This window comes from Exilibacterium tricleocarpae (assembly GCF_007004655.1).
Lineage (GTDB): Bacteria > Pseudomonadota > Gammaproteobacteria > Pseudomonadales > Cellvibrionaceae > Exilibacterium > Exilibacterium tricleocarpae.
Genome location: NZ_ML660088.1, coordinates 334,420 through 347,621, shown reverse-complemented (window position 1 = coordinate 347,621; position 13,202 = coordinate 334,420). Strand labels below are relative to the sequence as shown.

Below are 13,202 nucleotides of genomic sequence, written 5' to 3'. Positions count from 1 at the left end.
CGAGAGTTTCTGAAAGCCTCACCCAGAGACAGACCTAACCACAGTATTCTTAATCAATACCGACACGACTGGGCGGGAATCGATAACTTAGTGCAAATTTTTTATGTACCGAAAGTAGGTGCTTATAGCGAGTGCCACTCGAGTCAGCCGCCAGCCAGCTTGCCGGAGGTCGCCTGCAGCAGCGCCTGCACCGGATGCGGTAACTGCTGTCCGTCGATACGTTTTACCTGGCAGCGGCAGGAGTAGCCGGTTGCCATCAACCGTTCGCCGCCAACCCCGGCGGCGATTGCCGGGCCCCAGGACTGCGCGTAGATGGTTTTTGAGGTGGCGAGATTAGCGGCTTCGTGACCGTAGGTACCGGCCATACCACAGCAGCCTGTCTCCACCTGTGTCAATTCCAGTTCCAGTTGCTCGAACACCGTCTGCCAGGCTTGCATCGCCGGGGCGGCGTTGGTTTTTTCCGTGCAGTGCCCGAGCAGTTTGTAGGCGCCTCTTTGGAACAGGTAGCGATGCTGCTCCAGGTGCTGTGTCTGCCTGGCCAGCCATTCCTGCATCAGTTCCACCGCCGGCGCCTCCTCGCCCAGCAGTTTGCGGTACTCGCTCCGGTAGGTCAGGGTCATGGAGGGGTCGACGCCGATCAGCGGTACGCCGCTGGCGGCGACGGCGTTGAGCATCCGGGCATTGTCGCGGGCGGTGTCGGCAAAACGCGCCAGAAAACCGTGCACGTGCAGGGGTTTGCCGTTGGGTTTGAACGGCGTTACCAGCGGCACAAAGTCCAGCTTCTGCAATAGTTGCAGCAGATCGATAACCACTTGGGTATCGAAGTAACTGGTAAAAGCATCCTGTACCACAATTACGGCGCGTTGTTTTTCCGTTTCGCTCAGGCTTTGCAAAGCGTCGGGGGTCGCGTAGCGGATACCCATATCCGGCAGGGCCTGGTCCAGCGTCACGCCACTCAGCAGCGGGCTGTCGACCATGCCGGTGGTGGCGCCGAGCAACTGCTGCATAAAGCGCGGTCGCAGCAACCCGTTATAGAGACGCGGCACTTTGGCCAGGCTCGGCAGTATAAACTCCAGGCCGCCGATGAAATAATCTTTCAGCGGCCGCAGGTAACGGCTGTAGTACAACGCCAGGAACTTGCTGCGAAACTCCGGCACATCCACTTTGATCGGACACTGTCCCGCACAGGACTTGCACGCCAGGCAGCCGCTCATGGCGTTGTGCACCTCGTGGGAAAAGTCGTACTCGCCGCGCAGTTTGCGCCAACTGTTGCGCAGGCGCGGCAACAGCGTCTGACGAAAAGAAACAGTACCCAGCCGCCGCTGCTCCGCCACCGGGTCGACGCCGCGGCGGCTCAGTTGCCGCAGCCACTCGCGCATCAGTGAGGCCCGCCCCTTGGGTGAGTGGATGCGCTCGCGGGTCCCCTTCCAACTCGGGCACATGGGGTCGTCGTAATTCCAGTTGTGGCACAGGCCGTTACCGTTGCAGTGGACGCCCTCGGCATAACCGTCCCAGACCTGCGCCGGTATCTGCCGGTCCTGTTGTCCGCGGGTCGGTACCGCATCGATTTTAAGTAGTTCCGTGTGCGCGCCGGTCGAGGCGATCTTGCCGGGATTGAGCTGGTTGCGGGGATCGAAGCACGCCTTGATTCGCTGCAGTTGCGGATAGAGATCGCCGAAAAACGCCGGTGCATACTCCGATCGCACGCCCTTGCCGTGCTCGCCCCAGAGCAGGCCGTTATAGCGCTGCACCAGGGCGACAACGCGGTCGGTAATGGGCCGGATAAATTTCTCCTGCTCGGGGTCCTTCATATCGAGCGCCGGGCGCACGTGCAACACGCCGGCATCGACATGGCCGAACATGCCGTACTCCAGGCCCTCGCTGTCGAGGATTTGACGAAAGTCCCGAATAAAGTCGGCCAGGTGCTGCGGCGGCACCGCCGTATCCTCCACGAACGGAATCGGCCGCGCCTCGCCCCGGGTGTTGCCCAGCAGGCCGACAGATTTTTTGCGCATGCCCCAGATGCGCTCGACCGCCGCGCGACCCCAGGCTACCGTATAGCCCACCGACTTGCCGTCCCGGCCCTGTACCCCGTCCAGATGGTCGCGCAGTTTTTGCACCTCGGCCTGCAGAGTGGGCTCGTCGTCGGCGGTGTATTCGACCAGGTTGACACCGGCAATCTCACCACCGCCGTCGGCGGGAAAAAATTCCGCTACCGAATGCCAGACGATATCGCGCTTGGCCAGCCCCAGCACCTTGGAGTCGACTGTCTCTATCGATGTCGGCTGCGCGGTCATCAGGTCGGTGGCATCGCGCAGGGCGGTATCGAAGTCGCGGTAGAGGACGTTGACCAGGGCCGTGCACTTGGGAATCGGCAGTACGTTGAGCTTGGCCTCGGTGATAAAACCGAGGGTGCCCTCGCTGCCGCAGAGAATACTGTTGAGATCAAAACGGCCCTGTTCGTCGCGGATATGGGCGAGGTCGTAGCCGGTCAGGCAGCGGTTCAGGGGTGGAAAGGTGGCGGCTATGGTCCCGGCGTGTTCTTTTTGGATATTGTCGACCAGGCGGTGAATCAGGCCGGCCCGATCCTGCCGTTCGCAGGCCGCCGCCAGTTCCTCCCCGGTCAGCGGCCGCGACGTCCATTCGCTGCCGTCGAGCAGCACGGTGCGCAGCTCCAGCACATGATCGCGGGTTTTGCCGTAGCGGCAGGAGCCCTGGCCGGAGGCATCGGTGTTGATCATGCCGCCGATAGTGGCGCGGTTGCTGGTGGACAGGTCCGGCGCGAAAAACAGGCCGTGCGGTTTCAGCGCCGCATTCAACTGGTCCTTGACCACCCCGGTCTGCACCCTGACCCAGCGCTGTTGCGCGTTGATTTCCAGGATTTGATTCATATGCCTGGACAGATCGACCACCAGGCCATCGGTCAGTGACTGGCCGTTGGTGCCGGTACCGCCGCCGCGGGGGCTCAGCACGATATCCGCGAACGGTTTGCTGTTGCTCAATTCCGCCAGCCGCTGCAGGTCGGCGTGGTGGCGCGGATAGACCACGCCCTGGGGCAGCACCTGGTAAATCGAGTTATCCGTCGCCAACACCGTGCGATTGGCGTAATCGGGGTTGAGGTCGCCCTCGAAACCGCCGGCCTTCAGCGCCTCGATAAAATCGAGGTAGCGGGCTTGCACGGCGGTGGTTTCGCGGAGTCTTGGAATCATGGTAAAGGGGCAGCGGCGGCCTGTCGGGGCGTGCATTTTAACGCTTAGTGTGAACTTGACCAAGGGGACGGCACTATTTTTGGTCAGGGTTTGCTATGATCGTCGCCAACTGCAGATAAAGCTTCAAGCCCCTATGATGTTTAGCCCCGACGCCTGGCTGACGTTCGCCACTATTGCCCTGTGTTTTTCCCTGTTGGTTTTTTCGCGACTCCCGGCCGATCTGGTGCTGGTGGGCGGCGTTGCCCTGTTGTTGTTGCTCGGCGTGATCACCGCACCCGAAGCGCTGGCCGGTCTGGCCAACGAAGGCATGGCGACCGTCGGCGTCCTGTTTATCGTGGCGCGGGGGCTGGTGGATACCGGCGTGGTGGGCTGGATTGCCCAGACGCTGCTGGGGCGGCCCGGCTCGGTGGCCGGTGCCCAGTTGCGACTGATGGCGCCGGTGGCGGCCCTCAGCACGGTGCTGAACAATACACCGGTGGTGGCGATGATGGTGCCGGCGGTGGAGAACTGGGCCAAACGCATCGGCTTCTCCGTGTCGCAGTTGATGATTCCACTCAGTTACGCCGCGGTGGTAGGCGGTACCTGCACGCTGGTGGGCAGCAGCACCAACCTGGTGGTCAACGGTATGCTGATCGAGGCCACGACGGGTCCGGGGTTGTCGATGTTTGATTTGGCCTGGGTCGGTATTCCCTGCGTACTCGTGGTAATGGTCTTTGTCGTCATCGCCAGTCGCTGGTTGTTGCCGAATCGCACGGAGCTGCAGGGGAGCCGGTTTGAAGATGCGCGCCAGTATATTCTCGAGATGGAGGTGGAGGAAGACAGCCCGCTCGAGGGGCTGTCGATAGAAAAGGCCGGACTGCGGCAGTTGCCCGGTGTGTTTCTGATTGAAGTTGAGCGCGACGGCCACTTGATGACCGCCGTGGCGCCCACCGAAAAACTGGTGGCCGGCGATCACCTGGTGTTTGCCGGCGATGTGCGGTCGGTGGTCGACCTGAAAAATATTCACGGGTTGCGCGTCTCTGAAGACCAGGTTTTCAAACTGTCGGAAAGCGAGTACTCACGCTGCCTGGTGGAAGTGGTGGTGTCACCCAACTTTCCGGGACTGGGGAAAACCGTCCGCGATATGGGTTTTCGCAAGCATTACGGTGCAGTGATTATCGCCATGGCGCGGGGCGGCGAGCGCATAAAATCCCGGATCGGCGATATGGTCCTGCGACCCGGCGATACGCTGTTGCTGGAGTGCCACGAGGAATTTGTGGACCAGCAGAGCTACTCGAGAGATTTTTTACTGGTCAGCCGCATAGAAAACTCAGAGCCGCTGCGCCACAGGAGGCGCCTGCTGGCGGCGGCGATTATGTTGGCCATGGTCGCCGCCGTCGCCGCCGGCCTGACCACCATGTTCGAGGCGGCGATCCTGGCCGCCGGCGCCATGATCGTGGGACGCTGCCTGGGGGTACAGGCGGCCAGGCGCAGTATCGACTGGCAGGTCTTGCTGGTAATCGCCGCCGCCATCGCGCTCGGGGGCGCTTTGCAGAAGACCGGCGCGGCGCAGACGATCGCCCAGTCCCTGATCGGCCTGGGCGGCGCTTCGCCCTGGCTGACGCTGGCGTTGTTGTTTACATTGACGGCGGGTTTTTCTGCGATCATTTCCAATCTGGCAGCGGCAGTGCTGTTGTTTCCGGTGGCGCTGTCGGCGGCCCAACAACTGGGGGTCGATGTCACACCGTTTGCGGTCACCCTGATGGTGGCCGCCTCCGCCTGTTTCGCCACGCCTATCGGTTATCAAACCAACCTGATGGTCTACGGCCCGGGCGGTTACCGGTTTGTGGATTTTTTAAAAATCGGCTTGCCGTTGACGGTGGCGGTGGGTGTGGTAACCGTGCTGCTGGTGCCGTTGGTCTGGCCTTTTTGACACGGCCGGAGCCAGACCTCCCCTCAGTACGCTTAATCGAAGCCGATGTGAATGAAGCGGTGACCGATAAACCGATGTAAATACGCCTAAGGTAATGCCATTGGACATGGACGCACTATCCAGTTTAGCCGGCCGCCGCCGGCACTATGTGCAGCCGATCGCCGAGTGCAATACGGTTACCGCTGCCTTCGGTCAAGGTGGTGTTCTCACCGAACGCCGGCGCCTGGGGGTTGCCCGGCATTTCGTTTAGCGCGATCAGCGTTTTAAACGGCTGCATATCGGGGTCGCGGGTGCCGTGATCCTGGTCGATGGTGGTCATGATGCAGCGTTCGCAGGGATAGCAGTGTTTGAGCCGGTAGCGGCCGTCGATCTCGGACAGGCCGGCGCTGCTGTGTTCGGCGAACGGCGCCGGGCCGGTCACCAGGATATTGGGGCGAAAGCGGCGGTGGTCGACCTGTGCCAGGCCCCTGTCCAGCAGCTCCCGGTTGAGTTGGTCGATCGATGCCTGGTTGACCACCAGATAGGGTGCGGCGTCGGCAAAGTGGGTCGTGGTGGCCGGCCCCATCAATTCCGGTTTTGACTGGGGGCGGCTGAAGTCGGGGCGCAACCGCACCAGGCGCAGGGGTTTCGGACTCTCGAGCGCTGCGGTCAGCCAGGCCGATACCTCTGCGCCTGCCTCTGTGGCCTCACAGTCATCGCGCCAGATGGTGACATCGCAAATATCCTCATTTTCAGCGGCGTCTTTGGAAATTTTTATGGAGCCGTGGCCGGCGGCGCTGAGCACCAGAGATTCATCGGTTAACTCGGTGGTGATGGTGGCCATTTTGGGCATCTGCCGCTGGGTTACAAAGCGGCCGTTGGGCATTACCAGCATCCACCGGCGATCGAATTCCAGGCCGGTGGGTAGCAGGCGGTGGTGGTTTACCGCTATGCCGCGGAGCGATTTGACGGGGTAAATGTATAAACCGGTTACGGTTACTGTGTCACTCACCTGCTGGGCCTTTTCTGTGTCGGGTTGTTATCGAGGCGCGGGTTTTATTCCGGCTTGTTGTGTTCGAACTGTTGTAGCTTTTCCGGTGTTGCCGGCGTTTGATACTTGGCTTTCCACTGTTCGTAGGGCATGCCGTAAATGATCTCGCGGGCCTGGTCGCGGTCGAGTTCGAGCCCTTGTTCCGCCGCTGCGGCCTGATACCACTTGCCGAGGCAGTTGCGGCAAAAGCCCGCCAGGTTCATCAGGTCGATATTTTGCAGGTCCTTGCGCTGATCCAGGTGCTGGAGCAGGCGGCGGAAGGTGGCGGCTTCAAGTTCGGTGCGGGTTTGCTGGTCCATAGTGGTTCTCGAAAACGTGGTGTCAGGGATAAATGGCACTTTCTCAAGAAGATTTGCACAATTTAACGACCTTCACGCTATCTTTACCGATCTTGGTTAAGAATACCGAGGGTAGGTCTGCCTCTGGATGGGGCTTTCAGAAACTCTCGACAGCAGGGATGCTGTCGGGAAGTCCCCAGGGAGGGGTTTATCGAGGGGACGCCTAGTCCGTGTTTCTGAAAGCCCCATCCAGAGGCAGACCGGTCAATTAGCACTTCTTCGCTAAAGGTAAGTGTCATTGATGTCAAAGACAAATCTATCATACTCACCCTATAAAAACAGGCTGGCAAAAGGCAAGGTGGCGACCTCATCTCCCGGTGCCAGGGTGGTGTCGGGGGGAATTACGGCAAAGGCGTTGGCCCAGGCAATGGAAGACAGTACGCCGGAGCTTTGATTGGCGTAGGCGTCCAGGGTGCCGGCGTCGTTGATGCGCACCCGTTTGTACTCCTGGCGAAAACTGGCTTTTGTTACCGCGAAGTTGATCCGCCGTTGTTCGGGCCGGGGCTCCTGGTAGTCCAGTCCCTGCATTTGCAAAAGGTAGGGGCGCACGAAAATCATAAATGTCACAAACGTCGATACCGGATTGCCCGGCAGCCCGAACACCGGTGTGCCCTGCACGTCGCCGAACGCCAGGGGCTTGCCCGGTTTCAGCGCCAGCCGCCACAGCTCGAGCCGGCCCAGGTCCGCCACCGCCTGTTTGACATAGTCTTCCTCGCCGACGGATACGCCCCCGGTGGTGAGAATGCAGTCGGCCTGTGCCGCTGCGGCAATCAGCGCCGCCCGGGTGGAGGCCGGATCGTCGGCGATATTGCCGAGATCGACGGTTTGCATATTCAGTTTTTGCAGCAGGGCGCTGAGCTGGAAACGGTTGGAATTGTAGATCTGCCCCGGCGCCAGGGGCTGGCCCGGGTTGACCAACTCGTCGCCGGTTGAGATAACCGCGATGCGCAGGCGGCGCAACACGTTGACTTCGGCGATACCTACCGATGCCAGCAGACCGATATCCTGGGGCTGCAGCAACTGGCCCGCGGCCAGGATTTGTTGCCCGCTGTGGATGTCCTGGCCGCGGAGGCGAATGTTCTGTTGCGGCGCGACATCCGCCGGCAGTCGCACCTGCTCGCCGTCGGTTTCGCATTTTTCCTGCATAACCACGGCGTTGGCATTGGGGGGAATTTCCGCGCCGGTAAAAATCCGCGCCGCGGTGTGTGGCTGTAGCGGTTGCGGGGCGATGCCGGCGGGCAGGCGCTGCGACACCGGCAGCCAGGTCTCCTCGCCGGCCGTGAGGCTGGCGGTGTCGACGGCGTAGCCGTCCATGGCGCTGTTGTCGGCGGGGGGCACATCGACGCCGGCGTTTTGCGGTTCGGCCAGTACTCTGCCGGGGCATTCCTGCAGCGGCAGCGTCTCGGTTTCCGATAGTGGTGCCGGCAGTGCGGCGAGTATTTTTTGCCGGGCTTGGGCAACGGTCAACATGGTCATCAACTCAGGTTAGACGAGTAATTCGACGAAGTTACAGGGCTGGTGGCGGCTGTCGAGTTGGTCGCGCAGAATACCGTCCCAGGCGGTGCGGCAGGCATTGGTGGAGCCGGGCAGGGCGAAGATCACGGTTTTATTGGCGAGCCCGGCCAGCGCGCGGGATTGTACCGTGGCGTTGCCGATCTGCTCGATGGAGATATGCCGGAACAGCTCGCCAAAGCCCACCACTTCTTTGTCGAACAGGGGGGCCACGGCCTCGGGGGTACTGTCGCGGCCGGCAAAACCGGTGCCCCCGGTCAGTACGATTGCCTGTACTTCAGGGTCGGCAATCCAGCGCGAGACGACGGCGCGAATCTGGTAGACATCGTCTTTGACGATGTGTTTTTCCGCCAGCCGGTGGCCGGCTTCCTGCAGTGCTTCTGCCAGTAAGGCGCCGGATTTGTCGGTGGTTTCTGTGCGGGTATCGGATACGGTCAGCACGGCGCAGTTGAGGGCTGTAAACTCTTTGCTCATTGTGGAATCTCTGGTTGGTGTCGGTCTATGTTGGTGTCAATCTATAGTAGGGAGGTATTTTTGAAAACGGTGCTGGCTGATTTCTTAACCAATGCCGGCACGGTGTCAGCCGGGGTCGATCCTCCGGCGGCACGGTGCGGGGACGTAACTTCAGTTGCGTCCCCTTAGAATGGTGCCACTCCCTTTTCTTAAGGCACCACCACCGGTGGCACGGTGCGGGGACGTAACTTCAGTTGCGTCCCCCTAGAATGGTGCCACTCCCTTTTCTTAAGGCACCACCACCGGTGGCACGGTGCGGGGACGTAACTTCAGTTGCGTCCCCTTAGAATGGTGCCACTTCACTTTTTTATGGCACCACTTGCCACCGGAAAAGAGGCCTTCGTTGACCGGGAGTGGTTCCCCTCGAGGGGGACAGAGTGCCTGAATTTAGACCAGAAAAAGCCTGGTCAAAATTCAGGCGCTCAGTCCCCGCACCGTGTCGCCGGGAGAGGTGCCCTCGTTAACGGGGAGTGGTTCCCCTCGAGGGGGACGCAACTGAAGTTACGTCCCCGCACCGTGCCACTGGGACAGGGGCCAATACTGAAAGTTCTTTCTAGCAGCGGTCGAGAACTTGTTAAGTACAACCATCACCAAAAACAAGCGCCATTTATCACCCGCCTCGCTACACAACCTCTTTTTCCAACCCAGAATACGCAAGAATAAAATCAGCAATCTTCTGCGTATCCTCCAACGGCAGTAACGGCCCTTTGCAATTGTAGTCCGACGGATTCAAATCCCCATCACTGACGATCGCCACCAGCGGTTGCGCACTGGCAGGCAGCGGCTCCGTATTGTTGCCGGCACGAATCACCTGCAGCTTCGGGTGATCACTGCGCTTAAAGCCCTCCACCAGCACCAGGTCCACCGGCGACAACCTTGCCAGCAGCGCTTCCAGCTCCGGTTCGCGGTCGCCGACGGTTTCGTGCATCAGGGCCCAGCGGTTGGCGGAGCTGATCAATACCTCTTTGGCGCCGGCCTGGCGGTGTTTGTAACTATCGGTGCCGGGCTTGTCGATATCAAAATTGTGATGGGCGTGCTTGACGGTGGAGACGCTGAGCCCCCGCTGCCTGAACCGCGTCACCAGGTCTGCCACCAGCGTGGTTTTACCGCTGTTTTTCCATCCGGTAATGCCGAAAACTTTCATCTTCTGCCTATCTGTTTGGGAGTGGTTTCAGCCACCCGTGGCGTTCATAAAACGCACTATCTGCGGTTCTGCGGCGAGATCGAAATGGTGGCGTTCGGGTTTCAGGGTCATGGCCTCGACAATGGCCCGGCGCAGGCGTTCACCGTCATTGGGGTGGTTGCGCACCACAGCGCGCAGGTCGGCGGCGTGTTCGTTGCCCAGGCACAGCAACAGGCGGCCCTCGGCACTCAGGCGCACGCGGTTGCAGGTGCCGCAAAAGTTTTCGCTGTGAGGTGAGATAAAGCCGATGCGCGAGCGCTGCCCGGCGATACCCCAATAGCGGGAGGGGCCGGCGGTTTCCACTTCCAGGGGTTGCAGGGAGTAGCGCTGCGCCAGTTGCCGGCGCAGCTCGGCACTGCTGACAAATTCCTCGTCGCGGCAGTGTTCGCTGATGGCGCCAAGGGGCATTTCCTCGATAAAACTGATATCCAGGTCGTGGCCGAGGGCAAAGGCGACCAGGTCTTCAACCTCATCGGCATTGCGGTTTTTCAACACTACGCTGTTGAGTTTGATACGTTCGATACCGGCACTGCGGGCGGCCTCAATGCCGCGCAGCACCTGGTGCAGGTCGCCGTGACGGGTAAGTTCGCGAAAGCGCGCCGGGTTGAGGCTGTCGAGACTGACATTGATACGCTTGACCCCCGCCTCGCGCAGGGGTTTGGCCAAGTCCGCCAGTCGTGAAGCGTTGGTGGTGAGCGTCAGTTCTTCCAGGCCCGGCAGGCGTCCCAACTGCTCGAACAGCGCCATGATATTGCGCCGGATCAGGGGCTCACCGCCGGTGACCCGTATTTTTTTGACACCCAGGTCGACAAAAGCCGCGGCCACCGTGGTCAGTTCCTCCAGGGTCAGGAGTTTGGCCCGGGGCAGGAATGTCATCTCCTCTGCCATACAGTAAACGCAGCGGAAATCGCAGCGGTCGGTAACCGACAGCCGCAGGTAAGTGATTTCGCGCCCGAAACCGTCTTTCAACCCGAAACCGTCTTTCAACCCGAAACCGTCTTTCAACATAGGCAACTGTGCTCACCGGATTTGGATGACCAAAGTTACCAGAAAACCCGCCGTTTTGATATCGGCGCCGCTCGTTTCAATGACCCTGGGGCACTACACCGACCTGGGGCATGGCAGCCAGTCCGATTGCGCGGGCGTGTTCCTCAAAGCCTTTGTTTTTCCAGAAGAAAGCGCCGGGCATGGTGGTCGGGATCACCAGTACGTAGAAGAGGGCGCGGCCGATGGCGCTGGCGGCGAGCAGTGCCGCTCCCAGTACCCCCCAGGCCGCCAGCGCCCAGGGACTGCTGGCGCCGCTGATCACCAGGGCCACAGCCGCCAGCAGACCGGTGCCGAGCAGCAGGTTGCGCAGCCGATAGGTGTTGCCGAAAGTGGTGCGCTGGACGTAGTGGGACGCTGCGCCCTCGTGCTGCGCCGCATTCATGGCGCGCGCATGGGCCAGCAGGCCCAGCCCCTCGATGGCCAGTCCGAGACTCAGCACTGTGCCGGCCAGCAGGATAATCTCGCTATAGGCAGCGCCCTCCAGGGCGAGGGCGGCTATCATCACAGCACCACCGAGCAGCGCCCCGAGAGACAGGGCGGTACCGAAAAAACTGCTGGCTACCTGCCAGTGATCCCAGAACGGCCGGGCCTTGATACGGTAGCAGCGGTTCATGTAGTACAGCCCCGCCAGTCCTCCGGCAATGGCGAGCGCGCCCCAGGCAGCGGCAATGGCGGCCGCCGTGGCAGGCGCGATCAGCGTGTTGATGGCGGCGCCGAAAAGGCCGGCGTAAAGACTTTGTATCCAGCCGTTGGCCGGTAGTGAAAACAGTATGTGCAGTGCCAGCGCGCCGAGAAATAAGGCGATGCCCAGACCTTCGCGACAAACCGGCGAGTGGCGCAGGTTATTGAAGCCGCGATAGAAGCGCAGCGGCTTGCCCAGGTGCAGGGTCGACATAAACAGCCCGCCGGCGGCCAGCAGCCAACTCAGCGTGGCCAGCAGCACGTAGGCCGGGCCTTGATTGAAACGCACCAGCGCCTCGATGCCGAACTGGTCCCCCAGAAACGCCAGCGCAAAGGTGCCGACGGCGGCCTGGGTGGCGAGGGTGAACAGTACCAGCGGGTTCTCCCGGGAACTCAAGCGCGCCAGGTTCCAGTGACGGGTGGAGCCGCCTGTCGTCGCGTCTTTGCTCCTGTCCACCACCGGTTCATAGCGGCCGGATGCCGCCTTGCGGTATTTGACCGGAGCGCTATCGGTGCGTTTCATCTCGTCCGGCAGTCCCCGCGTCTGCTGGAAACGGATATTGGGGTGGGTGATGGTCGGGTCGGGAAAACCGGGAATGGAGGCCTCGGCCTGTTCGCGGTTGTGAGGTACATTTTCGATAACCCCGAAATCCAGCGCATTGCCGACGCAGGCGGATACACAGGCGGGTTTTAATCCCACCTCCAGGCGGTCGACACACATATTGCACTTGGATACCTGGCCTTCGATGGGGTCCAGTTGCGGCGCGTTATAGGGGCAGACCCAGGTACAGTAACCGCAGCCGAAACAGGTATCCGGGTCCTGCAGTACCGCCCCGTATTCGGCGTGTTTGGTATAGGCGCGGGTGGGGCAGCCTTTGAGGCAGACCGGATCGTCGCAGTGGTTGCAGGCCATGGAGATATTCAGGCGCTGGTAATCGGGAAAGCTGCCGCCTTCCACATAGCCCACCGAGCGAAAGGCGAGGTGGGCGGGGGTTTCGTTTTTCTCGGCGCAGGCCGCTTCACAGGCGTGACAGCCGATGCAGTTGTCGGCGGTGAAAAAGAAACCGTGCTGCTTATTGCGGTTGGGATTGGCACCGACCTCGGGGTTGTCGTTGATATAGAGCGAGCGCTCGGCGGGCAGGCCGCTCAGGTCGAGCAGATCGATTTTTTGTCCATAGCGGTTTTTTTCTTCGACTGTGGGATCGCTTAGAAAGGCGTAGGGTTGTTCTTCGGTGCGTACTTCCCAGAGTGTACTCTGTTCGGCGGCGGCGCGGTCGACAACGGGGTCGAAGGTTTTTACGCCGTTAAGATCGTCGCCGGGGATTTTTTCGAGGTGATTGTGCAGTGTTTGGCTTGGTTTAAGCATAGGTGTTGTTCCGACGGCTCTTGGTTTGGTTTTTGGTTTCACTTTTTGCATTGATCTGGTTGGTGCTATCCGATCCGGTTCTTGTTCGGTGCAGAGTGGTCGAGACACGGACCGGGCGTCCCCCCGATAAACCCCCGCAAGCGGGTCCAACCCGAAATCATAGATTTCGGGCGTGCCGCGGAGCGAAGCCGTACTTCGCTGTTTCCGCTCCACCCCTGGGGGCTTGCCTGTCGCATCCCTGCGACAGACAGTCTCGACCACTCTGCACCGAACAAGAACCTACCATCGCAGTCCTAAAGTCAGTTTAGAAACTGCCGTGGTGGGTTTAGCTTGCAGCAAACTTGCTGGAAATTGTCTGCTATCATCCAGCGACAGACAGTCTCGACTACTTTGCACTGAACAAAGACCTAA

General features: G+C 60.7%; 9 protein-coding genes. 1 reads left to right on the top strand and 8 read right to left on the bottom strand.

Translation table 11 applies throughout. From position 1 onward, the window contains the following. Window positions 1-143: 143 nt before the first annotated feature. Entirely contained in the window at window positions 144-3,209 is a 3,066-nt protein-coding gene (gene ydiJ, locus FKG94_RS04075; protein ID WP_142902912.1) for a D-2-hydroxyglutarate dehydrogenase YdiJ, read from the bottom strand. A 133-nt stretch (window positions 3,210-3,342) separates the two neighbouring features. On the opposite strand from ydiJ, the gene FKG94_RS04070 reads away from it, so the two are divergent. After that, window positions 3,343-5,121, top strand: a complete 1,779-nt coding sequence (locus tag FKG94_RS04070) for an SLC13 family permease (protein ID WP_142902911.1) — start codon at window positions 3,343-3,345, stop codon at window positions 5,119-5,121. Between the two features lie 124 nt (window positions 5,122-5,245). Here the strand turns inward: FKG94_RS04070 and FKG94_RS04065 are convergent, their stop codons facing one another. The 7 genes from FKG94_RS04065 to FKG94_RS04035 form a co-directional block, all read right to left on the bottom strand. Beyond that, window positions 5,246-6,112, bottom strand: coding sequence for an MOSC domain-containing protein (locus FKG94_RS04065; RefSeq protein ID WP_142902910.1), 867 nt, complete (start codon window positions 6,110-6,112; stop codon window positions 5,246-5,248). A gap of 44 nt (window positions 6,113-6,156) precedes the next feature. Next, window positions 6,157-6,450, bottom strand: coding sequence for a DUF1244 domain-containing protein (locus FKG94_RS04060; protein WP_142902909.1), 294 nt, complete (start codon window positions 6,448-6,450; stop codon window positions 6,157-6,159). 309 nt (window positions 6,451-6,759) lie between these two features. Further along, the gene (locus tag FKG94_RS04055; RefSeq protein ID WP_142902908.1) at window positions 6,760-7,959 is read right to left on the bottom strand and encodes a molybdopterin molybdotransferase MoeA; all 1,200 of its coding nucleotides are present in this window, start codon (window positions 7,957-7,959) and stop codon (window positions 6,760-6,762) included. Window positions 7,960-7,974: 15 nt separating this feature from the next. Next, window positions 7,975-8,475 carry a molybdenum cofactor biosynthesis protein B gene (gene moaB, locus FKG94_RS04050; protein WP_142902907.1) on the bottom strand — a complete coding sequence of 167 codons (501 nt, stop codon included), beginning with the start codon at window positions 8,473-8,475 and terminating at the stop codon, window positions 7,975-7,977. A 661-nt stretch (window positions 8,476-9,136) separates the two neighbouring features. Continuing rightward, complete coding sequence (gene mobB / locus FKG94_RS04045; protein ID WP_142902906.1) at window positions 9,137-9,658, bottom strand: molybdopterin-guanine dinucleotide biosynthesis protein B; 522 nt, start codon at window positions 9,656-9,658, stop codon at window positions 9,137-9,139. Between the two features lie 27 nt (window positions 9,659-9,685). After that, window positions 9,686-10,705: a GTP 3',8-cyclase MoaA gene (gene moaA / locus FKG94_RS04040; RefSeq protein WP_142902905.1), complete on the bottom strand. Its 1,020-nt coding sequence runs from the start codon at window positions 10,703-10,705 to the stop codon at window positions 9,686-9,688. A 76-nt stretch (window positions 10,706-10,781) separates the two neighbouring features. Then, window positions 10,782-12,791, bottom strand: coding sequence for a DmsC/YnfH family molybdoenzyme membrane anchor subunit (locus FKG94_RS04035; protein ID WP_142902904.1), 2,010 nt, complete (start codon window positions 12,789-12,791; stop codon window positions 10,782-10,784). Window positions 12,792-13,202 lie beyond the last annotated feature (411 nt).